Genomic DNA, 24,077 nt, shown 5'->3' with positions numbered 1-24,077 from the left:
ACCGGCCCATAGCGAACTTCGGCGGTCAGAGGCTCAAGAGTTAGGTCAGCCATGTTGCGAATGGAAGGAACCTCTTCCCATAACTCTCTCTGCGCAGCCCTGATTAGCTTCTACCGACGTGCTCTTGCCGGACTTCGGTGTGCCCGCAAATTCGATTACGAAGGCCCGATGCGCATACAACAACGTAGACTTTAGATGCGCGAGTCTATTCTCAAGTTGCGAAACAATCTCCAAAGTATTGGGCACGCACAATCTCCTCGACCGCAATCATATTAAGCACCATATTCGCTCTACCTTAGAGATTTATCAAAATAATCACAACGGCAAATTGTCGTGCTTCTTCGCCGGCGTTTCCACCTTCTTGTCCTTCAGCATCGAAAGCGCCCTTGCGATCCGCTTCCGCGTCGAGTGCGGCATGATGACGTCGTCGATATAGCCGCGCTCGGCGGCGATGAAGGGGGACAGGAAGCGGTCTTCGTATTCCTTCGTTCGCGCCGCGATCTTGTCGGGGTCGCCGATGTCGCTGCGGAAAATGATCTCGACCGCGCCCTTGGCGCCCATCACCGCGATCTGGGCGGTCGGCCAGGCGTAATTCATGTCGGCGCCGATCTCCTTGGAGGCCATGACATCGAAGGCGCCGCCATAGGCTTTGCGGGTGATGATGGTCACCAGCGGCACCGTGCACTGCGAGTAGGCAAACAGCAATTTGGCGCCGTGCTTGATCAGGCCGCCATATTCCTGGGCGGTGCCGGGCAGGAAGCCGGGCACGTCGACGAAGGTGACGATCGGGATATTGAAGGCATCGCAAAAACGAACGAAGCGCGCGGCCTTGCGCGATGCGTCGCTGTCGAGCACGCCGGCCAGCACCATGGGCTGGTTGGCGACGAAGCCGACGGTGCGGCCGGCGATGCGGCCAAAGCCGGTGACGATGTTCTTGGCAAAGGCGTCAGCGATCTCGAAGAAGTCGCCCTCGTCCACGACCTTCAGGATCAGCTCCTTCATGTCGTAGGGTCTGTTCGGATTGTCGGGGATCAGCGTATCCAGCGACATGTCGATGCGGCCGATGTCGTCAAAGCTCGGCCATTCCGGCACGCCATCGCTGTTATTGGACGGCAGGAAATCGATCAGGCGCCGCATCTGCAGCAGCGTCTCGACGTCGTTCTCGAACGCGCCGTCGGCGATCGAGGAGCGCGTGGCGTGCACGGAGGCACCGCCGAGCTCTTCTGCGGTGACGACCTCGTTGGTCACCGTCTTCACCACGTCGGGGCCGGTGACGAACATGTAGCTGGTATTCTTCACCATGAAGATGAAGTCGGTCATCGCCGGCGAATAAACGTCGCCCCCGGCGCAGGGGCCCATGATGACGGAGATCTGCGGGATCACGCCGGAGGCGAGCACGTTGCGGCGAAACACGTAGGAATAGCCCGCGAGCGCCGCGACGCCTTCCTGGATGCGGGCGCCGCCCGCGTCATAGAGGCCGATGATGGGCGCCCTCGCCTTCATCGCCATGTCCTGAAGCTTGGTGATCTTCAGCGCGTGGGTCTCCGACAGCGAGCCGCCGAACACGGTAAAATCCTTGGCGAACACGAAGGTCTTGCGGCCGTTGACGGTGCCCCAGCCGGTGACAACGCCGTCGCCGGGGATCTTGTTCTTCTCCATGCCGAACTCGGTCGAGCGGTGCTCGACGAACATGTCGAATTCCTCGAACGATCCCTTGTCGAGCAGCAGTTCGATGCGCTCGCGCGCGGTCAGCTTGCCGCGGGCGTGCTGCGCCTCGATGCGCTTCTCGCCGCCGCCGAGCTTGGCGCCGGCACGACGGTCTTCAAGGGCGTCAAGGATATGTTTCATTTGCTCCCGCCAGGTCGTAAGTGATGCTGGGTTCTAACACGGCATTTTGCGGGCCGGGAAGCGGCTTTCGGCCTCGCAGGTCTGCCCTGTGGCTGTGGAAACCGTGAGGGATTGCAAGGCTTTGCAGAGAGAGGCGACGATGGACGAAACAGCGGCTGCAGCCGGCACGGTGACCGGCGGGGTCAAGATCCTGCTGCGGCTCGAGGGCCTGACCCTGTTGGCAGGGATGGTGACGCTCTACGCGGCCTGGGACGGCTCCTGGTTGGTGTTCGCCCTGCTGTTCTTCGTCCCTGATCTCAGTTTCCTCGCCTACCTCTCGGACGCAAAGTTCGGCGCGCTGGTCTACAACGCCGCCCACAGCTACATGGCGCCGGTGGCGCTGCTGACGCTGGGCTTCGGCTTCGCCTCACCCTTGATCCTGTCCATCGCCTTGATCTGGCTCGCCCATATCGGCCTCGACCGGGCGCTCGGCTATGGCCTGAAATATTCGGCCGGCTTCGGCTTCACCCATCTCGGCCGGATCGGCCGGCAGAAGGACGCCTGAGCCCGCGCACTTTGGCGGCGGACTGCCGCCATTTTGTCTCCCGCGCCGGTTGACCAGGCCAACCGATTCAGGCTTGCTTGCCCTTCACGATCAGGCGCCGAATGTTGCGTGAGCTCAATCGGTACGGCGGCGGTCCACCACGTCTGGCTGCAAGCATCACACATGTCCGCCTCGGTCGTTCCCCTCCAGCCGAAGTCGTCGTCCGAGACCATCGCCTTCCTGCGGCGGATGGCCAGCATGGTCTCGGGTCGCAACGGCGAGATGCTGCTGCGTGCCGCCGCGCTGATCGAGTCGCTGGCGCAGCGGGCCATGACGGCCGAGCGGCTCTATCACCGGCAGCAGGAAGAAAACACCCGTGGCACCGAACTGCGCGAGGCCGCTGAGCTCGCCTCCGATGCCATGGCCAGGAAGATCGACGAGTTGCGGACGCAGCTCGCTGAAGTCACCGCTGCCGCCGCGGCCCAACGCACCGCATTCAATGCGGAGCGCGGCAAGCTCTCCTGCCTGATGCAGGATGCGGAGACCCACATCGGCAAGCTCACAACCGAGCTCGAGACCCTGCGCGCCTCCGTCGACAGCTTCAACGAAACCGTCGTCTCCGTGCCGATCGAGGTGCTGCGGCTGGCGCGCACGCAGTTCGATTTCCTCTCAGGCGGCTTTGCCCGCGAGGGCGACATAATCTCGCAAGCCATGAGCGAGATCGGCGGCTTTGCGATCGAGCAGGCGCTGACGGCAAAGAAGACGGCCGGTCCCACCTGAGGCTAGGGGCAACGGACATTCACGAGGGGTCGTTATGCCCGGGCTTGTCCCGGGCATCCACGTTCTTTGGTGCAAGCAAAGAAAAGAAGATCCGTCGCGCCAGCCTTCCGCGGAACTCCAAGAAACCGCTTCGAGTTCCGCGCGTTGAAACGACGATCCAGTCGAGAGAGGAGATCCTGCGATGCCTGGGTCCATGATCGCACGAACAGGATTGCTCGCGGCGACGCTCTGCCTTCCCTGCGGCATGGCGAGCGCCGCATCCCCCTTTACCGCCATGGCCGGCTCGTGGTCTGGCGGTGGCGTATTGAGCACGACGGATGGCGGGCAGGAGCGGCTGCGTTGCCGCGCGACCTACAATGTCGGCAACGGCAGCGCTCAGCTTGACCTCAATCTGAAATGCGCGAGCGAGAGCTACAATTTCGATCTTACCGGCGACGTCGAGTATCGGGGCGGCGCCGTTTCCGGGTCGTGGAGCGAAGCCACCCGCAACGCATCCGGCACGATCTCGGGCCGTGCGAGCGGCGATCATGTCGATGCGGCTGCGCGTGGCGACAACTTCTCCGCCAATCTGTCCCTGACAACGCGCGGCGGACGGCAAACGGTCTCGATTCGTCCGCAGGGTACCAACGTCACGAACGTTTCGCTGGCCCTGGAACGGCGTTAGTCCGGCGCTGCCGCTGCTACGCTAGATCGCGCCGATATCGGCAAGGCAGGCTTGCGTCAGCGGCATGCGCTCGCCGACGAGGCGCGGCTCGCCGCAGTCCATGTTGAGTGCGAACACCGTATGCGCTTCACCCTTCTCGGCCCAGCCGACCATCCAGCCGAGCGACGGCGCGCCGCGCTCGGCGCCCAAGAGCCCCGACTTGGCGCGGATGACGCTGTCGCCGACCTTGGTCACCGGCAGGATGTCGGCGACCAGATCCTGGCTGCGCTTGGAGATCGGCAGCGCGCGGCGGCGCAGCCGGTCGACGAAATCGATCTGCTCGACCGGGTCGATGCGTAAGGCACCGGTGAGCCAAAACTGGTCGATGCCGCCGCCGATGTCGCGATTGCCGTAGTCGAACAGGTCGATATATTTCTGCATGCGCTCCTGCCCGATCCGGCGCGCGATCTCCTGATAGACCGGCACGGCGCTCACCGCGATCGCACTGCGCAGCGTGTGATCCTTGTTCCAGGCCTCGATTGGACGTTTGACGCCGTCCCACGGAAAGACGTCCTTGTCGGGATCGGCGACGACACCGGTTTCCAGCGCGATCAGCGAGTTCGGAATCTTGAAGGTCGAGGCCGGCAGCTTGCCTTCGCCCGAGCGCTCCCGGTCGCTCGCAACGATCAGATAGTCCTCGACCTTGTAGCCAATGAAGGTGCCGGCCGTGCCCAAATCAGTGAAGCGCTTTGCAAGGCTCTCGCGGATCTCGTTGCGCGGCGGCGCGACAACAGCAAGCGCGCGGGATGGCAGGGTGGCGGCTGCGGCGAGAACGCCGAGGGTGGAACGGCGGGTCAGCAAGGGCAGTGTCCGTTGGGTGATGACAGTTGGCGCGACCATGCAGCCGATATCGTGGTGAAACGATGACAGGTGTCAGCGCCCTCGGCCCGACAGCCGCAGCACGAACACCAGCACTTCGGCGACGGCCTTGTAGAGGTCGGGCGGGATCTCCTCGCCGAGTTCGACCTTGGATAGCGCGCCAGCCAAGACCTCGTTCTCCTCGATCGGGATGTCGTGGGCCTTGGCGACCTCGATGATCTTTGCGCCGATCGTGCCCTTGCCCTTGGCGACGACCACCGGCGCGTTGCTGCCCTTCTCGTAATGCAGCGCGATCGCGAGCTTGGTTTGGTCGCTCATGTGGCGCGATCCAGGAAGTGCCCGGCGCGGGCAGGTGCGGGCTTGGGCGGCGTACCGTCGCGGACCACGATGTCGCCGGGCTTGAGCTCGGCTCGGGTCATGGCCTGGCTGAGCTCGCCGATGCCGGCGCGAAGCTGCTGCGCGGTTGCCGGCCGCTCTGCCCACATCCGCACGAAAGTCTTGTCGCCGCTCAGGGTGATCAGTGCATGCACGGGGCCGGCCGGCTCGACGTTGAGCGAGAAACGCGCGCGCCAGGCGCGCGTGGCCGGATCAGCCGACTCGTTGCCGCCGTCGCGCGAGATCTCGAACTGCGCCATCGCGGTGCCTTGCGGCGTCAAGAACGGAATCTCGAAATTCCACTGCGGGACGGTCGGATCGATGCGGTGACCGCTAGCATCGACGCGATCGGGCAGCGAGGCGACCTGCAGCAAGGTCTGCCGCGCGATCGCGGCGTCGGTGTCGTCGAGCAGTCGGTGCACGGTTGCAGCCAGCGGCATATCCGGCGCGAGCGACGGCGAGGCGATGGATTGCGGCGACGGCAGCGCGCCGCGGAACGGCGGCGGCGTGGTCGCGCGCGCGGCTGCCTCGAAGATGTGGCTGTCAGGCACCGCCTTGTTGGAGCCCGGCACGTTGCCGGTCATGCGCGGCAGGTTTTGCGTGACTTCCTGCAGCAGGCTCGCGGCGAGTCCGCCGGAGATGGTTCGCGGCCCTGCGGCCTGCGGCGTTTCACCCGCCACGTCTCCCAGCACTGCTGCTGCGAGCGCAGCACTGCGTGGCAGTTGGGCCGGTTGGGCGATCTCCGCACCGGTCGACGGCAACGCCGCATGCGCAGCCTCGCCCGCCGCCTGAAGTGCCGACGCTGCGGTCTGCGGCGTGGCCATGGCGCTCGTCGGCAGCGCGGCGCCTTGCACCGGTGCCTGCGGCGCGCCGGTTTCGAGCGCAACTGAGGTCGCGACCAGCGTCTGGCGCAGCACCAGCAGTGCCGCCTTGAGGTCCGGTACAGTGCCGGAAGACGGTGGCGCGCCCGTCCCAAGAGACGCCTCGAGAAAGAGCCCCGACCTCTGGAAGGCGGACTCAACATCGCCGCCATCGAGCCCCGCGTTGAGCGGCGTCTGCTGTGCCAGCACGTCCAGCATCGCCTGCTTCAGTCCGGCCGGCAGATTGCTGCCGGTCACGGCCGAAGCAAGATCGGTGAACAGCGGCGCCTGGCTGCCCTGCTTAGTCACAGCCTCGGCCGAGGCCGAGGTGACTGCGACCTGCTCGGACGGCGTCAGGAGACTGCGCGCGGTCGTCGCGGAGGGCGCGAACGGCGGGCTGTCCAGCAGCGACGCCGCTGTCGGCGTCAGTGTGACCTGATCAGCTGCCTCGCCTGCCCCATTGACGATTGCAAGCCGGATCGTGCCGTCGTTCTGCGACACCGCGAGCTGGAGATTTTGTCCGGGCGACAGCGCCACCTCGGACATCACGTCCAGGGAGAGGTTGGCAATCGCGATCCGCACCAGATTGTCGGCGAGCACGCTGACGACCTTGGCGTCGACGACGCCGCCGGCCTGAAGGACAAGGTCAGGCGTCGCCGCATCAGCCATGGGGCTGGCAGCGCCGACGGGCAGGATCGAGCTTATCGGCATCGCCATCTCAGGAGCCCAGGAGCACGGGCCACCCTAACGCCGGCGTCGTAAACCTCTCGTTAAGGACCTCTGGTCGCGGCCGGCTCGACCGCCGCCAGAACCGTCACGGCAGCCTGAAAATCCCTCAGCCGCGCGGCGCGGCGGGCGGCTGTTTCCTCGTCCACCCCCCACTTCTCGGCATTCCAGTCCTCATCGACATAGGCTGCCGCCCAGACTTGGTCGGCATCGCGCACCCCGTGGGCCAGTGCCAGCGCCAGCAGCGCCGAGCCGGTCAGGGCCGTGATCACGTGGAGCGCAGCCACGGACCACGCATCCTGCGGCAGCACGGCGCGCGCGGCCTGGATCGCCTCGTCCGGCTGCTTCACATGCATGATGCCCTCGGACAGGATGAAATGCGCGCCCAAGATCTCCGCGGCCCAGAACAGCACGGGATCCCAATGCGCGGCCTCGCGGGCCACCAGTCCCTCCGGATGGCCGGCGCGGTAGAATAGCAGGTCGGATTGCAGGTATTTTGCGAGGTCGTCACTGACGAGCTCGACGCGGTCGACAACGCCCTCGACCACGCTGTTGGCGATCCGCGTCAGCGGCATCGTCACGGGATCGATCGTCTCCGCCTGAGCCGCCCATTCTGCGGCCACGGCTTCGGCCAGCGCGCGCGACGGGATCACCACCTGGCGGCCGGAGGGCGTGCGGATCGGCTTGCCGTCGAGCGTGATGGCAAAGCCGCGCTCGGCCTCGGCCACACCAGCCTCCTGGTAGAAGCGCTTGCGCTGCGGCACGCGCGTGGCCCTACGCACCGCCTCCTGCGGATCGAGCGGGGATTGCCCCGCGGCCTCATCGAACAATTCGCGCATCTTGAGTTTTCGGTCTCCGCCGCACAATGCTAGCCTTTTAAGCTAAGACCGGTGGCCGATAAAGCGAGCGGCAAGCATGAGGGAACTTGCGGGCATTGTGGCCCTGTTCACCGGGTTCTGGCTGGCCACGGCGCAAGCCGGCTTCCGTACTCCGGAATCGGCCGTGCGCAACGTCTACGCCTATTACGGCGAGGGCGCGCCGGAGCTGTCCAAAGGCCTGCCGCGCGATGCCGCAAGCGCCCGGCAATTTTTCGATCCCAGCCTACGCAAGGCCTGGAGCACGCCGAGAGCCGAACCCTATGATTTCCTGGTGCAGAGCCCGACCTGGAAGCTCGGCCCGGTCACGCTCGCGGTCCTCCGCAAGCAATACGACAAGATCTATGTCGCGGCCAATTTCGACAATCGCGGCCGGCGTATCACGCTGAACTTCATCCTGGTTAACGGGCCCGAGGGCTGGCTGATCACCGACGTCGAGAGCCCGCATGACAGCTTGCGGATGTTTTTGGAGCAGTTCCGGAATTGAAGAGATGTACTGCGGGACATCGGCGAGCCTGTCGGCCAAATCTCAGCGTCTTCCCGGCGAAGGCCGGGACCCATACCGCGGAATCTATCTTTAGCGCGCGGTCTGCGTACCGACGAACAAATCCAACTGCGGGTCTTCGCCAAACTTCCGCCTGTGGCTATGGGTCCCGGCCTGCGCCGGGACGACACCGAGGAGACACCGTCCCCGTTCAACTTAGCTACTCTTCCGGCGCGTTCTCGATCGGATCAAATCTGGTTGCATCGAGGCCGAGCAAATTCCACGACTGCTGCATGTGCGGCGGCAGCGGCGCGGTAGCGTCGATCACACCGCCGCGCGGATGCGGGATCACGATCCTGCGCGCCAAAAGATGCAGCCGGTTTTGCAGGCCGCCCGGCAGTTGCCAGTTCTCGATATTGAAATATTTGGGATCGCCGACGATGGGATGGCCGATATGCTCCATGTGCGCGCGGAGCTGATGGGTGCGGCCGGTCACCGGCTTCAAGGACACCCAGGTGAGCTTGTTGCCGGCGGTCTCGACCACCGCGTAATAGGTCACCGCATGGCTCGCGCCTTCGTCGCCATGCTGGGCGATGCGCATGATGGTGTCGTCCTCGCTCTCTTCCTTCGCAAGGAACGTCGAGATGCGGCCCTGCTTCGGCTTCGGCAGGCCCGGCACCAGCGCCCAATAGGTCTTTCGCGCCGACCGCGAGCGGAACGCGCCGGTCAGATGGCTTGCGGCAAAGCGCGTCTTGGCAACGAGCAGGCAGCCCGAGGTCTCCCTGTCGATCCGGTGCACCAGGCGCGGCTTCTGGCCTTTGGCGTCGCGCATCACCTCCAGCATCTGGTCGATGTGCCGCGTCATGCCCGAGCCGCCCTGGACGGCGAGGCCGGCCGGCTTGTTCAGCACAAGGACGTCGTCGTCCTCGTAGATGGTCATCTCCTTCAGCGCCTGAAGCGTCTTCTGAGCAGCTTCCGACAGCGAGCCGGCCGCCGCCTTCGGCGCATCCAGCTTGAGCGGCGGAATGCGGACGCTCTGCCCCTCCTCGAGGCGGTCCTTGCTGTCGACGCGCTTGCCATCGACGCGCAACTCGCCTTTGCGCACTACGCGCTGGATGTGGGAGAACGAAAGCCCGGGAAAGCGCGCCTCCAGAAAGCGATCGACGCGCATGTTGTTCTCGTCGGCGGTCACGGTGACGGTCTGCACCTTGGTCGGCAGCAGCGCCTCGACGGGTTTAGCGGGCTCGGACCTTTCCAGCGCGGGCTTTCCTAGCGCAGGCTTTCCCAGTGCAGACTTTCCCAGCGCAGACTTTCCCAGCGCAGACTTGGGCGGGCGTCGCTCGGCGCGCTCGGAGGCAAAGCGCGGCGGCTTCGCGCCAGGCTTGCCGCCCGGCCGCGGCCCGGCTTTCTTCGCGCTGCGCGCTTGATGCGGACGCGAATCGTCGCGCTCGTCACGCGAACGGGGCTTGGGGTTCATTCTCTTGATGCGGCGGCTCATGCGGTTTTTCCAAACTTTCGTATCGCGGTCGCGCGGCGCGGCAGCGAAGCAACCCGCGCCCCCACCTCTTTCTCCGCGAGCCGCAGCTCATATTGTTGTTGAAGATTCATCCAGAACTGCGGACTCATGCCGAACCAATGACCAAGCCGCAGCGCCGTGTCGGCAGTGATACCGCGCTGACCGTTGATGATACCAGTGATGCGGTTCACCGGTACATCGATCTGGCGCGACAGTTCGGCTGCCGTGATGCCGATATCTCGCAGTTCTTCGGCAAGATGCTCGCCGGGGTGAGTGGGCTCGCGAGGCATAGTATTTCTTGGCCTTACTACCGGGAATTACGCGTTACGTAAACCGTAAATCCACCCCTTGGCAAGCTCCAAAAGCCTAGTCTCCGCCCCGCTCCTTCCGCAGCTTTGCCCAATAATCCAGCCGCTTGCGGATCTCGCGCTCAAACCCGCGCTCGGGCGGGTCATAGAACGTGTGGCGGCCGAGAGCTTCCGGAAAGTAGTCCTGGCCGGAGAAGGCATCGGGGGCGTCGTGGTCGTACTCGTAGGCTGCGCCGTAGCCTTCCGACTTCATCAGTTTGGTCGGGGAATTGAGAATGTGCTTTGGCGGCAGCAGCGAGCCGCCCTGCTTTGCGACCTGCATCGCCGCGCCGAAGGCGGTGTAGACGGCGTTCGATTTCGGCGCGGTGGCGAGATAGACCACAGCCTGCGCGATGGCGAGCTCGCCCTCGGGATGGCCGAGGAAGTCGAAGGCATCCTTGGCGGCGTTGGCGATGACGAGTGCCTGCGGATCGGCAAGACCGATGTCCTCGACCGCCATCCGCACGACGCGGCGCGCCAAGAACAGCGGATCCTCGCCGGCATCGAGCATGCGCGCAAGATAATACAGCGCGGCATCGGGATCGGAGCCGCGCACCGACTTATGCAGCGCCGAGATCAAGTTATAGTGCCCGTCGGCCGACTTGTCGTAGATCGGCGCGCGGCGCTGCAGTATCTCCTGCAACTGCGCGGCATCGAAGACTTCATTCTTGCGCGCAGCGCGCCAGACTTCCTCGGCGAGCGTCAGGGAGGCGCGGCCATCGCCATCGGCCATGCGCACCAGCACCGCACGCGCCTCCGCATCGAGCGGCAGCTTCTTGCCCTCAACCGCCTCGGCGTGCCTGAACAGCTTCTCGATCGCATCAGCATCGAGCGAACGAAACACCAGCACGCGGGCGCGCGACAGAAGCGCCGCGTTGAGCTCGAAGGACGGGTTTTCGGTGGTGGCGCCGACCATCACCACCGTGCCGTCTTCCATCACGGGGAGAAACGAATCCTGCTGGGCGCGGTTGAAGCGATGGACCTCGTCAACGAACAGCAGCGTGCCCTTGCCCATCTCGCGGCGGGCGCGCGCCGCATCGAAGGCCTTCTTGAGATCGGCGACGCCGGAGAACACCGCGGAGATCTGCTCGAAATGCAGGTCGGTTGCGTCCGCGAGCAGCCGCGCCACAGTGGTCTTGCCGGTGCCGGGCGGGCCCCAGAACACCAGCGAGCCCAGCGTGCGCGTCTCCAGCATGCGCGTCAGCGCGCCGTCGGGGCCGAGGATATGGTCCTGGCCGACGACCTCCGACAGCGCACGCGGACGCAGGCGGTCCGGCAGCGGATGCGGCGCGTCGTGATCGAGCCCCGCCGCGGCGAAGAGAGTCGGCGTCTCCTGTGGTCGCTTCGGACTCATCCGCCCAGCGTGACGTTGATTTGCTGGCCGCCACGCACCAGCGTGATGCGCCAGATCCGCTGGCGTTCAGCGGCCGCCTTCTCGATATCGCCGGTCCTGCTGATTTTCTGGTTGTTGACCGACAGAATGATATCGCCCTTCTGGAAGCCGACATTCGCGGCCGCGGTATCGCCGCCGATATCCGTGATCACCACGCCTTCGGTGTCGGCGTCCAGATGCAGCTCGTCGGCGACCGCCGGCGTGATGGTCGAGACCTTCGCGCCCTGGAACGGCGAGCGCGCGGTGATGACGAGCTCGTTGCGGCCGCCGTCGGGCGCCGTCTCCAGCGCGACCGTCAGCTTGACCGGCCTGCCGCCGCGCTGCACATCAATCTGCGCCGTGCCGCCGAGCGGACGTGTGGCGAAACGGTAGTCGAAGGCATTGGGATCGTCCACGGTCTGGCCGTCGATCGCGACGATCAGGTCGGACGATTTCAGGCCGGCCTTTGCGGCGGGTCCGCTCGCGACCACGCTTGCGACGAGCGCACCGGTCGGCGAGCGCAGGCCGAGGCTGTCGGCGATGTCGGGCGTGACCACCTGCAGCCGCGCCCCCAGCCATGGTCGCTTCACCGCCTTGCCGCCGCCCTTGGCCGAGGCGACGACGACGCGCACCATGTTCGCCGGGATCGCAAAGCCGATGCCCTGCGAACCGCCGGAGCGCGAATAGATCGCGGTATTGATGCCGGCGAGCTTGCCGCTCATGTCGACCAGCGCGCCGCCGGAATTGCCGGGGTTGATCGCCGCGTCGGTCTGGATGAAGAATTGATAGTCGGTGATGCCGACCTGCGTGCGCGCAAGTGCCGAGATGATGCCGTGGGTCACCGTCTGGCCGACGCCGAAGGGATTGCCGATCGCGAGCACGACGTCGCCGACCAGCAGCTCATCGGAATTGGTGAAGTCCAGCGTCGGGAATTTCTCCTTGGAGTCCTTCAGGCGCAGCACAGCGAGATCGGTGCGCGAATCCTTCAGCAGGATCTCGGCCTCGAACTCGCGCTTATCCGACAGCGACACCTTGACCTGGTCGGCTCCCTCGATGACGTGGACGTTGGTGACGACGAGACCGGAGGCATCGACGATGACGCCGGAGCCCAGCGAGCGCTGCATCTGCTCGGGTTGTTGACCCGGCACGCCGAAGAAGCGCCGGAAGATCGGATCGTCGAGCAACGGGTTGCGGTTCTGTACCATCTTGGCGGCATAGACGTTGACGACGGCCGGCTGCACCCGCTGCACAATCGGCGCATAGGACAGCCGCAACTCGGCCGGCGACGACGGAACGCGACGGTCCTGCGCGGCGGCTGGATGGACGTGGGCCGAAAAGGCTATGCACAAGGCCGTGATGACGGCGGCACGGATCGATCGAAACATTCCTACCTCTTGGAAAAGACGCCGGAATATAGGCGCCTTCGTTCTCTAATAGAAGGCCGGCGGACTGCAATATTCGAACCTCCGTCTGGCCGCCCGGCATGCAAGCCCTGCGCGGATCGCCGACATTCTGCGCGAGCGCACGTATTGGCATGACATCCATCATCCTGCATTGTGGCTTACGGTGGATTCGGTTGCGGCGAATTTGCATCAGTGGGAACCACGCAACCGGGGCGCGCCGTCGCGGGGCAGTCATCGATCATTCTTAGACTCTCCGTTCGCGACTTGGGGAAGTTGGTCCAACCGATGGAGTGATGACGTGAGCAGGACAAGAATTGCAGCGACTGCGATTGGTCTCGCCGGTGCGCTGGCGGCCTCGCAGGCCCAGGCCCAATCGGCAGGCAGCAGCGATCAGGAGATCGCGCTCCTGAAACAGCAGTTGAAGATGCTCGAGCAGAAGCTCGACAGGCTCCAAAGTCAGACCGCCGCGAACACGGCAGCCAATGCGAAGACCAAGGCCGAAGCCAAGGCGGAAGCGCGCTCGGAGGCGAAGGCCGCCGTCGCGAATGCCAATGCAGCACTTCCGGTCAAGGGCCCGGCGCCGCCGTCTGGCGTCGTGGTGACGATGCCGAACAACCGGCCGACGATCTGCACCGCCGATGGGGCGAACTGCGTCGGCATCACGAGCCGCGTACACTGGGATGTCGGCGGCTACGACTATCGTCCCAACACGGCAGGCACCGTGCCGCAGAAGCTCGACAGCGGCGAGAACCTCCGCCGGGCGCGTATCGGCGTCACCGGCAAATTCTTCAACGACTGGAATTTCGCGCTGGTCTACGACTTCGGCGGTTCGTCCGACGGATTTGGCGGCGCAGCTCCAGGCTCACTGCCGGGCGGCGGCGTCTCCGGCGTCGAGAACGCCTATCTCAGCTACACCGGCCTGAAACCGTTCGGCGGCAGGATGGCGATCGAAGCCGGCATCATGGACCTGCCCTACACGCTGGACGAAGCCACGAGTTCGAACGACATCATGTTCATGGAACGCGCCTCGCCCGGCGTGGTCGCGACCAACATCGCCGCCGGCGACTTCCGCTCCGCCGCCGGCGCACGCTGGTTCAACGACCAGCTCTGGATCGGCGGCTACGTCACCGGACCTTCGACCGGCGCGGTCCACTCCGCCTCGAGCGCCGCCCCGGCGGGCACCAGCGAGCAATACGGCGCCGTGGCGCGCGTGGCAGGCAACCCGATCAGCGGCAAGGACTACTCGGTGCATATCGGCGCCGACGCACAATGGCTGATCCAGCCGCCGCGCAATCTGATCGCGAACACGCAGACGGTCACGCTCAGCGATCGTCCGGAATTGCGTCTCGACCCGACGACGCTGGTATCGACGGGCGCGATCGCCAACGCCTCGGGCGCGCAGGTCTACAGCGTCGAAGCTGCCGCGACCTACGGACCGCTCATTCTTCAGGGCGAGTATTTCTGGTACAATGTCGATCGCAGTGCGAATACCGGCGTGCCGCTGGTCGGCGCGCCGAGCCTCAAATTCCAGGGCGGTTACGCGCAGGCCGGCTACGTGCTGACGGGCGAGACCCATACCTATAACGCCGCAAACGCCGCCTATAACGGCGTCAAGCCGGCGCATCCGTTCTCGCTCGATGGCGGCGGCTGGGGCGCATGGGAGATCGCGGGACGCGTGAGCCAGATCGACCTCAACGATCAGCTCGCGGCCGCCAACGGGATCGCCGGCGGACGGCAGACCGTCTACACCGCCGCGCTCAACTGGTACGTCAACGGCAACGTCCGCTTCATGCTCGACTACCTGCACGGCACCGTCTCGCGGCAGGCCTCGCCGGTCTCGACCGCCGATGTCGGTTCGAAATTCGACGCGGTCGCGATGCGCACGCAGTTCGCGTTCTGACGCAAACTCTTCCGGGAGCGGCACGGCACGCTCCCGGATACTTACGCCGCGTGCCGGGTTGTTGGTTTACAGGACTTGCAAAACCGGACCCAGGGCGACAGTTAGGGCTGCAGGCGAGCAACCATCTGATGGAGACAAGCCATGAAGGCCGTCGGCTACAGGAAATCGCTTCCGATCGAGGATCAGGACTCGCTGATCGATTTCGAGACCGCAAAGCCCGAACCCAAGGGGCGCGACATCCGTGTCGCCGTGAAGGCGATCTCGGCCAATCCGGTCGACTACAAGGTGCGCAAGCGTGCCACCCCGCCCGAGGGCGAGGTGAAGATCCTCGGCTATGACGCAGCCGGCGTAGTCGATGCCGTCGGGCCCGATGTCACGCTGTTCAAGCCGGGTGACGAGGTGTTCTACGCGGGCTCGATCCTGCGCCAGGGCACCAACTCCGAATTCCATCTGGTCGACGAGCGCATCGTCGGTAACAAGCCGAAATCGCTCTCGTTTGCGCAGGCGGCGGCACTCCCACTCACCTCCATCACCGCCTGGGAGCTGTTGTTCGATCGTCTTCAGTGCCGGGCAAGAGCGTCGATCCGCACACGCTGCTGATCACGGGCGGCGCCGGCGGCGTCGGCTCGATCCTGATCCAGCTCGCCCGCCGCCTCACGGGCCTCACGGTGCTCGCGACCGCGACGCGGCCGGAATCGCAAAAGTGGTGCCTCGATCTCGGCGCGCATGCGGTGATCGATCACGCCAAGCCGATGAAGGAGCAGATCGAGAAGCTCAAGCTGCCACCGGTCGCGCTGGTGGCGAGCCTCACCTTCACCGACCAGCACTACAAGGCGATCGCAGACTTTATGGCGCCACAGGGCAAGTTCGGCCTGATCGACGATCCGCCGGAATTCGCCATGAGCGCATTCAAGGGCAAGGCGATCTCGGTGCACTGGGAATCGATGTTTACGCGCTCCTCGTTCCAGACGCCCGACATGATCGCGCAGCATCACCTGCTCAATGATGTCGCCGATCTCATCGACAAGGGCGTGCTTCGCACCACGCTCGACCAGACCTTCGGCGCCATCAACGCGGCCAACCTCAAGCGCGCGCACGCGCTGCTCGAGAGCGGCAAGTCACGCGGCAAGATCGTGCTGGAGGGGTGGTAGCATCGACGACGTCGGTGCGTAGGGTGGGTCAGCCTACGACTGCGCAACGCGCAGTTCGCTGGGCGTAACCCACCACGCCTGCATTAACGTAGCGACAGAAGTGGTGGGTTACGCTTCGCTAACCGAACCTACGAGTCCGGCGCCACGCCCTCGACGAACAACAACCGCCGCTCCAGCGCGGTTCGCCGCAGTTTCAGCGCCTCGGCATATTCGACTGATGCGTACCACTCGCGTGCCCGCGCCATCGAGGGAAACTCGACGATGATGATGGTCTTGGGCGGCGGGCCGCCCTCCACCACCTCAGTGGCGCCGCCGCGCGCGAGGTAGCGGCCGCCATATTGCGCAATGGTTTGTGCTGCGAGCGTGCGATAAACCTCCATCGCGCTGCTATCGCGCACCTCGACCTCGGAAATCACATAGGCCGGCATGTATCGCCTCATGCGATGGTGTTGACGATGCCGCCCTCGGCACGCAATGCCGCGCCATTGGTTGCGGATGCCTCCTTCGAGGCGACATAGACCACCATATTGGCGATCTCGTCGACGCCAGCGAAGCGTTGCAACAGCGAGCTCGGGCGGTGCTGCTTGACGAAGTTGGCTGCGGCCTCATCCACCGACTGTCCGTTCTGCTTGGCGAGGTCCTTCACGAAGGTCTCGACGCCCTCGGACATCGTCGGGCCCGGCAGCACGGAATTGACGGTAACGCCGGTGCCGCGGGTGAGTTGGGCAAGCCCGCGCGCAACAGAAAGCTGCGCGGTCTTGGTCATGCCGTAGTGGATCATCTCGACTGGTATGTTGAGCGCGGACTCCGAGGAGATAAAGACGATGCGGCCCCAGTTGCGCTCGAGCATGTCCATCAGGTAAGCGCGCGACAGCCGCACGCCGCTCATCACGTTGACCTCGAAGAAGCGGGTCCAGCCCTCGTCCGGGATCTCGAAAAAGTCCTTCGGCTCGAAGATGCCGGCATTGTTGATGAGGATGTCGACTTCGGGCAGCGCTGCGATCAGCGCCTTGCAACCCGCCGTGGTGGAAACGTCGGCGGCGATGCCGCGCACCGTGCCGCCGATGCCCTCCAGCTTGCGCACGGCCGCATCGACCTTGTCCTGGCCGCGGCCGTTGATCACGACGTTCGCGCCGGAGGCCGCAAGCCCCCTGGCGATGGCGTGGCCGATGCCGGCGGTCGAGCCGGTCACCAGAGCAGTTTTTCCGGAAAGGTCTATGTTCATGCAGTATCTCCATCAGATCGATGATCGGGATATCGGACGTGGCGGATTGGGCCGCAATTGGCGCTCACCGATCAGTGAGACGATGAGCCGTTTCGGGAGCAGCGTGGCGCCTCACGTAACCCTGTCCGGAGCGTGCTGGAACGAATTTTGCTAAGCCTGACCGAGATTTCTTGCTCAGGTGACACGGAAGAACCATCCGATGAAAATAACGGCCCTCACTGTTGCGCTCGGGTTGCTCGGTCTGATCAGCGGCAATTCGCTCGCGCAGGCCCAAGCGGTCTATCCGGAAAAATCGTTGCAATTGATCGTCCCCTTCCCGCCCGGCGGCGCCTCCGACGTGGTCGCGCGTATCATCGGCGGCGAATTGGAGACGCGGCTCGGCAAACCCGTGGTCATCATGAACCGTCCGGGGGGCGGCACCACGATCGCAGCCAAGGAAGTCGCGCGCTCGGCGCCTGACGGATACACCCTGTTCTTCAGCTCAAACTCGAGCTTCACGCTGCCGGCGGCCGTGAAGGAAAGCGTGCCTTACGACGCGGCAAAGGATTTCGAGCCGCTCGGCCGGGTCGGCAAGATCACGCTGGCGCTGGTTACCTACAAGGACAATCCGATCACGGACGTGGCTTCGCTTGTCGCCGAGGCGAAGGCCAATCCCGACAAGCTGTCGCTCGCGTCCTTCGGCGTCGCCACCGTCTCGCATTTTGCGGGCGAGCTGTTCAAATCAGGCGCCGGGATCAAGATGGTCCACCTGCCCTACAAGGGTAGCGCACCGGCGATGAACGACCTCATCGGCAAGCACATCCAGTACCACGTCGACACCGTGATCGCCGTCAAGCCGCAGATCGAGGCCGGCACTGTCCGCGTGCTGGCAGTGTTTTCGGCAAAGCGCACGCCGTTCCTGCCCGAGGTGCCGACGCTCGCCGAACTCGGCTATGCCGGCATCGACTTCTCGTCTTGGGGCGCCGTGGTCACCCCCAAGGGCCTGCCGGCGGCCGTTCACGACAAGCTGTCGGCAGCCCTGGAGGAGACAATCAACAGTCCCTCCGTCGCCGAGCGCTTCGCCAAGGTCGGCTTCGAGCCAAGCTTCGCGCCTTACAGCGATTGGGCGGGAGCGATCGGCAAGGAGGCCGCTGAAATGAAGGAGATCGCGCAAAAGGCAGGGATCAAGGAGGAATAGTCCCGGGATATTCGCCCTCCCAATAAAAAAAGCGGCGCCCAAGGCGCCGCTTTCTCGAATTCCATACCGACCGGCTTACGCCGCCTCGGCTTCCTTGGCCTGCACCGGACCGGAGTCCTGGCCCTTGGCGTCGACATCGCGATCGACGAACTCGATCACCGCCATCGCCGCGTTGTCGCCGTAGCGGAAGCCGGCCTTGATGATCCGGGTGTAGCCGCCTTGGCGATCCTTGTAGCGGGTGGCCAGCGTGTCGAACAGCTTCCTGACCTGATCCTTGTCGCGCATCTCGGAGATCGCCTGGCGGCGCATGGCCAGCCCACCCTTCTTGCCGAGGGTGACGAGCTTCTCGACGATCGGGCGCAGCTCCTTGGCCTTCGGCAGCGTGGTGACGATCTGCTCGTGCTTGATCAGCGCGGCCGCCATGTTGGCGAACATCGCCTTGCGGTGCTCGGCGGTGCGGTTGAGCTTCCGATGAACCTTGCCGTGACGCATGTGTCTATTCCTTACGTGAAGATTGCCGCGACGGTTCGTCGGACATGTTGCTCAGGTGGGCTGCCTGCGTTCGCCCGCTAAAGCGCGATGAATTCGCGCTTCAGCTTGTCGTAAGTTGGGATCAGTAATGATCCTCGAAGCGCTTGGCGAGTTCGTCGATGTTCTCCGGCGGCCAGCCCGGCACTTCCATGCCGAGGTGCAGACCCATCTGGGCCAGCACTTCCTTGATCTCGTTCAGCGACTTGCGGCCGAAGTTCGGGGTGCGGAGCATTTCCGCTTCGCTCTTCTGCACGAGGTCGCCGATGTAGACGATGTTGTCGTTCTTCAAGCAGTTGGCCGAACGCACCGAGAGCTCGAGCTCGTCCACCTTCTTGAGGAAGGCCGGGTTGAAGGCGAGGTCCGGGATGATCTCCTGGGCGACTTCCTTGCGCGGCTCTTCGAAGTTGACGAACACGTTGAGCTGGTCCTGGAGGATGCGCGCGGCATAGGCCACCGAATCATCCGGCGTCAGCGCGCCGTTGGTCTCGATCGTCATTGTCAGCTTGTCGTAGTCGAGGATCTGGCCCTCGCGGGTGTTCTCGACCTTGTAGGAGACCTTGCGGACCGGAGAGTACAGGCTGTCGACCGGGATCAGGCCGATCGGCGCGTCCTCGGGGCGGTTGCGCTCGGCGGGCACGTAGCCCTTGCCGGTCGCTACCGTGAACTCCATGCGAATCTCGGCGCCCTCGTCCAGCGTGCAGATCTGCAGGTCCGGATTGAGCACCACGACGTCGCCTACGGTCTGGATGTCACCGGCGGTGACGACGCCCGGGCCGGACTTCTTCACGACCATGCGCTTGGGGCCTTCGCCCTGCATCTTGATCGAGATGTCCTTGATGTTGAGCACGATGTCGGTGACATCCTCACGGACGCCCGCGATCGAGGAGAACTCGTGCAATACGCCGTCGATGTGCACCGACTGCACCGCTGCGCCCTGCAGCGAGGACAGCAGGATGCGGCGGAGCGCATTGCCGAGAGTCTGGCCGAAGCCGCGCTCGAGCGGCTCGGCAACGATGGTCGCAAAGCGGGCCGGATCGCTGCCGGGGGTCACCTGGAGCTTGTTCGGCCGAATCAGTTCTTGCCAATTTTTCTGGATCGTCACTGTTTCACCCATACAGGCCAGTCAAACTGCCGTTGCAGATACTGGCGTTGGAGAAAGGCCACAGGTCGCACCTGCGGCTTCTTAAAAAAGTCATCGCGGACGACGATGCGCCCGCGACCTCGTATCAAACGCGCCGACGCTTGCGGGGACGGCAACCGTTGTGCGGGATCGTGGTCACGTCGCGGATCGAGGTGACGGTGAAGCCCGCGGCCTGGAGCGCGCGGAGCGCCGACTCGCGGCCCGAACCGGGGCCGGCGACTTCGACTTCCAGCGTGCGCATGCCGTGTTCCTGCGCCTTCTTGGACACGTCTTCGGCGGCAACCTGCGCCGCATACGGCGTCGACTTGCGCGAGCCCTTGAAGCCCATCGTGCCGGCGGAGGACCAGGCAATCGTGTTACCCTGCGCGTCGGTGATGGTGATGGTCGTGTTGTTGAACGACGAGTTCACATGCGCGACGCCGGAGGCGATGTTCTTGCGCTCACGACGACGAACGCGGGTGGCTTCCTTGCCCATTGAATACCTTTCCTGGAGATCTCAAACGCCGCCGTAATGCCAGCGGCTACACCTGTGGAAGCGAATGGTGAGCAGCGAATGGCGAATAGGGACGCACCCTACTCGCCATTCGCCATTCCTATTCGCCAGTTTACTTCTTCTTGCCGGCGATGGCCTTGGCCGGGCCCTTGCGCGTACGCGCATTGGTGTGGGTGCGCTGGCCGCGCACCGGCAGACCGCGGCGATGACGCAGGCCGCGATAGCAGCCGAGGTCCATCAGACGCTTGATGTTGATGCCGACTTCGCGGCGCAGATCGCCCTCGACGAGATAGTCGCGGTCGATCACTTCGCGGATCTGAAGCACTTCGGCGTCGCTGAGCTGATTGACGCGACGATCCTCGGGGATCTTCACCTTGTCCATGATCTCGCCGGCGATCTTCTCGCCGATGCCATGGATGTACTGGAGCGCGATCAGCACGCGCTTGTTGGTGGGAATGTTCACGCCGGCAATACGGGCCACGGCCTTCTCTCCTGTTGCCGATCCCTCGTCAGGAACCAGGCTTTAAGTGCTTGCTTTCTCGGGCAGGTGTTCACAAACGCGAACACGACGCCCACCCCCGGTCTTCCTGGGGCCCGGCATCGTCTGAAACTATCCGACTTGGATGCGGGGCTTATTAAGGGATTCAGGGGGCTTTCGTCAACCGCCGCTAGCGTTTGGCTCGCTTTTTCGTGACCTTTTTTGCGGTCTTTTTGGCACCCTTTTTGACGGCCTTCTTGACGGTCTTTTTGACGACCTTCTTGGCTGCCCTCTTGGCCGGCTTCTTGGCACCCTTCACGGCTTGCTTGGTCGCCTTCCTGGCCGCCTTTTTGGTCGATTTGGCGGCTTTTTTGGCTGTTTTGGCCGCTTTGGTCTTCTTGGCCCCGGTCTTGGCAGGCGCCGCCTTGGCTGCGCTTCTGGCGTGCGTCTTGGGCTCGACCGCCCCGAGCGCCAGGAGCTGGCGGTGGATGGCGCGCGTGACCTCGTCAATGGCCATCATGCCGTCGATGGTCGAAAGCTTCCGCCGCTCGGAATAGTAGTGAATCAGCGGTTCCGTCTGGCTGCGGTAGCTGGCGAGTCGTTTGGAGAGGACTTCCGGAGTGTCGTCGACCCGGACCTCCTCGCCGCGCTCCCGCATCTGGGCGACGCGGGTCTCGACGCGGTTCAGCAGCGCGCTCTCGTTGACGCGGAGCTCGATCACCGCATCGAGCTTGAGATGCTTGTGCTTGAGCAGATCATCCAGCGCCTCGGCCTGCGGCACGGTGCGCGGGAAGCCGTCGAGAATGAAACCGTTCCTGGCGTCGGGCTGGTCGATCCGGTCGGAGATGATTCCGACCACGACATCGTCGGGCACGAGGCCGCCGCTCGCCATGATCTCCTTGGCTTTCAGCCCAACCGGCGTTCCGGCCGCAACGGCTGCGCGCAACATCTCACCGGTCGAGAGCTGGACGATGTCATAGCGCTGCACCAGCAGTTGCGCCTGGGTCCCCTTGCCCGACCCCGGCGGTCCCAGAAGTATAATTCTCATCGGCGTACGCCCCCCGGATTGGTGAGCGATACGTCGCGCACCTGTGTTTGAAGTTCGACAACAGTGCAAACCACAATCGGCCGCGCACTGCCACCCATATCATAAGGGAGCAAGTGCCCGGAGGCCAAGAAGGCCTTTGAAATCAGCGATTGCGTCGCAGTGTGGGCTGCTCTGCCGATGCGACCGAACGGTCGGTCCTGGACTTCGCGGAAGCCGCGCATCTGCGCGCGCGGCGAATCGGCGAGTGAGTCGAGAAGCCCGAGAGAACGCCGCGCCTCAGCGGCGGCGGCCTCTCAGCTTCGACTTCCGGATCAGGCCTTCGTACTGATGGGCCAGCAGATAGCCCTGCACCTGCGCCACCGTATCCATGGTGACGCTGACGACGATCAGCAGCGACGTGCCGCCGAAATAGAACGGCACCGAGGCGTAGGAGATCAGGATTTCCGGAATCAGGCAGACGATCGCGAGATAGACCGCGCCGAGCACGGTAACGCGCGACAGCACGTAGTCGATATATTCGGCGGTGCGCTCGCCGGGACGGATGCCCGGAATGAAGCCGCCGTGCTTCTTTAGATTGTCGGCGGTCTCGGTCGGGTTGAACACGATCGCGGTGTAGAAGAACGCGAAGAACACGATCAGCGCCAGATAAAGAATCAGGAACAGCGGACGACCGTGGCTGAGCTGGGTGTTGATCCACTGGAACCACTCCGGCCCACTGCCGGCGTTGAAGTTGGCGACCGTGGTCGGCAACAGCAACAGGGAGGACGCGAAGATCGGCGGGATCACGCCGGAGGTGTTGAGCTTGAGCGGCAGATGCGAGGACTGGCCCTCGAACATCTTGTTGCCAACCTGGCGCTTCGGATACTGGATCAGCAGCCGGCGCTGCGCGCGCTCCATGAACACGATGAATGCGATCACGGCGACCGCCATGACGATGACGACCAGGATCAGGCCGGTCGACATCGCGCCCTGACGGCCGAGCTCGAGCATGTTGGCGAGTGCCGCAGGCAGCTCCGCGACGATGCCGGACAGGATGATCAGCGAGATGCCGTTGCCGATGCCGCGCGAGGTGATCTGCTCGCCCAGCCACATCAGGAACATGGTGCCGCCGGTCAGCGTGATCGCGGTGGAGAGGCGGAAGAACAGGCCGGGGTCGCTGACGACGTTGCCGGCCCCCTCGAGGCCGACCGCGATGCCATAGGACTGGAATGCTGCCAGGATCACTGTGAGGTAGCGGGTGTACTGGTTCAGCGTCTTGCGGCCGGACTCGCCTTCCTTCTTCAGCGCCTCGAGCTGCGGCGAGACTGTGGTCAGGAGCTGAATGATGATCGAGGCCGAGATGTACGGCATGATGTTCAGCGCGAAGATCGCCATGCGGTGGATGCCGCCGCCGGCGAACATGTTGAACATGCCGAGGATGCCGCCCGCCTGCGAGCGGAACACCTGCTCCCAGATGTTGGGATCGATGCCCGGCAGCGGGATGTAGGTGCCGAGTCGATAGACCAGCAGCGCGCCCAGGGTGAACCAGATGCGCTTCTTCAGTTCGTCGGCTTTGGCGAACGCGCCGAAATTAAGGTTGGCTGCCAGTTGTTCCGCTGCTGAGGCCATCTTGGACTTTCTCCCGCCGCCTTTTGCGCCGTCATACCCGCGGCCGGGCGTTTTAGCGGACGCCGGACATTATCTGGTGCTCGGCTTCGATAAGTCCATCGTCCCGCATGCGTAAAGGCCCGCGAGCCGCGGGCCAATGACGCAGTTGTTACGCCGCCTCGCCTTCTTCCTTGGCGGGCGCGAGGATCTTCACCGAGCCGCCGGCCTTCTCAACCGCCTCAATCGCGGTCTTCGAGGCGCCATGCACTTCGATGTTGAGCTTGGCCTTGAGCTCGCCGCGGCCGAGCAGCCGCAGGCCGCCCTTGGCGCGCCGCAGCACGCCGGCCTTGACCAGGGCCTCGACGTTCACGACGCTGCCGGCGTCGATCTTCTTGGCATCGACCGCTTCCTGGAGCCGGTCGAGATTGATCTCGGCGAACTCGATGCGGAAGATGTTGTTGAAGCCGCGCTTAGGCAGACGGCGATGCATCGGCATCTGGCCGCCTTCGAAACCCTTGATGCGCACGCCCGAACGCGCGGTCTGGCCCTTGCCACCGCGGCCGGCCTGCTTGCCCTTGCCCGAACCGATGCCGCGGCCGACGCGCATACGCTTCTTGCGCGAGCCGGCGTTGTCGGCGATATCGCTGAGCTTCATCGCCCTTCTCCTTGTTTCTTGCGCATGATCTCGGCCGAAAACCGGTACCCGCCTTTCGGG

Annotated in this window: 24 protein-coding genes and 1 pseudogene; 7 read left to right on the top strand and 18 right to left on the bottom strand. The window is 64.4% G+C overall.

The genetic code is table 11. The annotated features are described in order from the left end of the window. Positions 1 to 315: 315 nt before the first annotated feature. Entirely contained in the window at positions 316 to 1,848 is a 1,533-nt protein-coding gene (locus GWG65_RS07375; RefSeq protein ID WP_275194710.1) for an acyl-CoA carboxylase subunit beta, read from the bottom strand. 139 nt (positions 1,849 to 1,987) lie between these two features. Here GWG65_RS07375 and GWG65_RS07370 point away from each other — a divergent pair, with 139 nt between their 5' ends. From GWG65_RS07370 to GWG65_RS07360, 3 genes are all read left to right on the top strand, one after another. Further along, on the top strand, positions 1,988 to 2,392 hold the full coding sequence (locus GWG65_RS07370; protein WP_275194709.1) for a DUF4260 domain-containing protein: 405 nt from the start codon (positions 1,988 to 1,990) through the stop codon (positions 2,390 to 2,392). A gap of 162 nt (positions 2,393 to 2,554) precedes the next feature. Further along, positions 2,555 to 3,151, top strand: a complete 597-nt coding sequence (locus tag GWG65_RS07365; protein ID WP_275194708.1) for a hypothetical protein — start codon at positions 2,555 to 2,557, stop codon at positions 3,149 to 3,151. 181 nt (positions 3,152 to 3,332) lie between these two features. Beyond that, positions 3,333 to 3,815, top strand: a complete 483-nt coding sequence (locus tag GWG65_RS07360; protein ID WP_275194707.1) for a hypothetical protein — start codon at positions 3,333 to 3,335, stop codon at positions 3,813 to 3,815. Positions 3,816 to 3,836: 21 nt separating this feature from the next. Here GWG65_RS07360 and GWG65_RS07355 read toward each other — a convergent pair whose 3' ends face one another. From GWG65_RS07355 to GWG65_RS07340, 4 genes are all read right to left on the bottom strand, one after another. Continuing rightward, a complete protein-coding gene (locus GWG65_RS07355) occupies positions 3,837 to 4,655 on the bottom strand; it encodes a penicillin-binding transpeptidase domain-containing protein (protein WP_275194783.1) in 819 nt (272 codons plus the stop codon). A 72-nt stretch (positions 4,656 to 4,727) separates the two neighbouring features. After that, the gene (locus GWG65_RS07350; protein WP_275194706.1) at positions 4,728 to 4,991 is read right to left on the bottom strand and encodes an EscU/YscU/HrcU family type III secretion system export apparatus switch protein; all 264 of its coding nucleotides are present in this window, start codon (positions 4,989 to 4,991) and stop codon (positions 4,728 to 4,730) included. Continuing rightward, positions 4,988 to 6,625 (bottom strand): flagellar hook-length control protein FliK, encoded by a 1,638-nt coding sequence (locus GWG65_RS07345; RefSeq protein ID WP_275194705.1) that lies wholly within the window; start codon positions 6,623 to 6,625, stop codon positions 4,988 to 4,990. Before GWG65_RS07345 ends, GWG65_RS07350 begins: the two co-directional genes overlap by 4 nt. A gap of 53 nt (positions 6,626 to 6,678) precedes the next feature. Then, complete coding sequence (locus GWG65_RS07340; protein WP_275194704.1) at positions 6,679 to 7,473, bottom strand: ATP12 family protein; 795 nt, start codon at positions 7,471 to 7,473, stop codon at positions 6,679 to 6,681. 76 nt (positions 7,474 to 7,549) lie between these two features. Between GWG65_RS07340 and GWG65_RS07335 the strand changes: the two genes are divergently transcribed. Further along, complete coding sequence (locus tag GWG65_RS07335; RefSeq protein WP_275194703.1) at positions 7,550 to 7,996, top strand: hypothetical protein; 447 nt, start codon at positions 7,550 to 7,552, stop codon at positions 7,994 to 7,996. Between the two features lie 217 nt (positions 7,997 to 8,213). Here the strand turns inward: GWG65_RS07335 and GWG65_RS07330 are convergent, their stop codons facing one another. The 4 genes from GWG65_RS07330 to GWG65_RS07315 all read right to left on the bottom strand — a co-directional run bounded on the left by GWG65_RS07330 (position 8,214) and on the right by GWG65_RS07315 (position 12,613). Beyond that, positions 8,214 to 9,491, bottom strand: coding sequence for an RluA family pseudouridine synthase (locus GWG65_RS07330; protein WP_275194702.1), 1,278 nt, complete (start codon positions 9,489 to 9,491; stop codon positions 8,214 to 8,216). After that, entirely contained in the window at positions 9,488 to 9,799 is a 312-nt protein-coding gene (locus tag GWG65_RS07325; protein ID WP_275194701.1) for a HigA family addiction module antitoxin, read from the bottom strand. Before GWG65_RS07325 ends, GWG65_RS07330 begins: the two co-directional genes overlap by 4 nt. Before the next feature lie 76 nt (positions 9,800 to 9,875). Further along, complete coding sequence (locus GWG65_RS07320) at positions 9,876 to 11,210, bottom strand: replication-associated recombination protein A (protein ID WP_275194700.1); 1,335 nt, start codon at positions 11,208 to 11,210, stop codon at positions 9,876 to 9,878. Continuing rightward, the gene (locus GWG65_RS07315; RefSeq protein ID WP_275194699.1) at positions 11,207 to 12,613 is read right to left on the bottom strand and encodes a DegQ family serine endoprotease; all 1,407 of its coding nucleotides are present in this window, start codon (positions 12,611 to 12,613) and stop codon (positions 11,207 to 11,209) included. The genes GWG65_RS07320 and GWG65_RS07315 overlap by 4 nt, the downstream gene beginning before the upstream one ends. 316 nt (positions 12,614 to 12,929) lie before the next feature. On the opposite strand from GWG65_RS07315, the gene GWG65_RS07310 reads away from it, so the two are divergent. Next, positions 12,930 to 14,531, top strand: a complete 1,602-nt coding sequence (locus GWG65_RS07310) for an OprO/OprP family phosphate-selective porin (protein ID WP_275194698.1) — start codon at positions 12,930 to 12,932, stop codon at positions 14,529 to 14,531. A gap of 141 nt (positions 14,532 to 14,672) precedes the next feature. Continuing rightward, a pseudogene (locus tag GWG65_RS07305) lies at positions 14,673 to 15,682 on the top strand (zinc-binding alcohol dehydrogenase family protein). 128 nt (positions 15,683 to 15,810) lie between these two features. Here the strand turns inward: GWG65_RS07305 and GWG65_RS07300 are convergent. Next, complete coding sequence (locus GWG65_RS07300; RefSeq protein WP_275194697.1) at positions 15,811 to 16,110, bottom strand: DUF1330 domain-containing protein; 300 nt, start codon at positions 16,108 to 16,110, stop codon at positions 15,811 to 15,813. An 8-nt stretch (positions 16,111 to 16,118) separates the two neighbouring features. Next, positions 16,119 to 16,907, bottom strand: coding sequence for an SDR family oxidoreductase (locus tag GWG65_RS07295; RefSeq protein WP_275194696.1), 789 nt, complete (start codon positions 16,905 to 16,907; stop codon positions 16,119 to 16,121). Between the two features lie 199 nt (positions 16,908 to 17,106). Between GWG65_RS07295 and GWG65_RS07290 the strand changes: the two genes are divergently transcribed. Next, positions 17,107 to 18,084, top strand: coding sequence for a tripartite tricarboxylate transporter substrate binding protein (locus GWG65_RS07290; RefSeq protein WP_275194695.1), 978 nt, complete (start codon positions 17,107 to 17,109; stop codon positions 18,082 to 18,084). Positions 18,085 to 18,159: 75 nt separating this feature from the next. Here the strand turns inward: GWG65_RS07290 and rplQ are convergent, their stop codons facing one another. From rplQ to rplO, 7 genes are all read right to left on the bottom strand, one after another. Then, positions 18,160 to 18,576: a 50S ribosomal protein L17 gene (gene rplQ / locus GWG65_RS07285; protein ID WP_275194694.1), complete on the bottom strand. Its 417-nt coding sequence runs from the start codon at positions 18,574 to 18,576 to the stop codon at positions 18,160 to 18,162. Positions 18,577 to 18,697: 121 nt separating this feature from the next. Beyond that, positions 18,698 to 19,729: a DNA-directed RNA polymerase subunit alpha gene (locus GWG65_RS07280; protein ID WP_275194693.1), complete on the bottom strand. Its 1,032-nt coding sequence runs from the start codon at positions 19,727 to 19,729 to the stop codon at positions 18,698 to 18,700. Positions 19,730 to 19,841: 112 nt separating this feature from the next. After that, positions 19,842 to 20,231, bottom strand: coding sequence for a 30S ribosomal protein S11 (gene rpsK, locus GWG65_RS07275; RefSeq protein ID WP_007603045.1), 390 nt, complete (start codon positions 20,229 to 20,231; stop codon positions 19,842 to 19,844). Between the two features lie 130 nt (positions 20,232 to 20,361). Next, positions 20,362 to 20,730, bottom strand: coding sequence for a 30S ribosomal protein S13 (gene rpsM, locus GWG65_RS07270; protein WP_275194692.1), 369 nt, complete (start codon positions 20,728 to 20,730; stop codon positions 20,362 to 20,364). A gap of 187 nt (positions 20,731 to 20,917) precedes the next feature. After that, positions 20,918 to 21,775 carry an adenylate kinase gene (locus GWG65_RS07265; RefSeq protein ID WP_275194691.1) on the bottom strand — a complete coding sequence of 286 codons (858 nt, stop codon included), beginning with the start codon at positions 21,773 to 21,775 and terminating at the stop codon, positions 20,918 to 20,920. Between the two features lie 276 nt (positions 21,776 to 22,051). Next, positions 22,052 to 23,383 carry a preprotein translocase subunit SecY gene (gene secY, locus GWG65_RS07260; protein ID WP_275194690.1) on the bottom strand — a complete coding sequence of 444 codons (1,332 nt, stop codon included), beginning with the start codon at positions 23,381 to 23,383 and terminating at the stop codon, positions 22,052 to 22,054. Positions 23,384 to 23,531: 148 nt separating this feature from the next. Continuing rightward, positions 23,532 to 24,017, bottom strand: coding sequence for a 50S ribosomal protein L15 (rplO, locus tag GWG65_RS07255; protein WP_275194689.1), 486 nt, complete (start codon positions 24,015 to 24,017; stop codon positions 23,532 to 23,534). Positions 24,018 to 24,077 lie beyond the last annotated feature (60 nt).

This window comes from Bradyrhizobium sp. CSA207 (genome assembly GCF_029051685.1).
Lineage (GTDB): Bacteria > Pseudomonadota > Alphaproteobacteria > Rhizobiales > Xanthobacteraceae > Bradyrhizobium.
The sequence above is the reverse complement of the archived record's forward strand: the minus strand, read 5'-3'. Positions and strand labels throughout refer to the sequence as shown.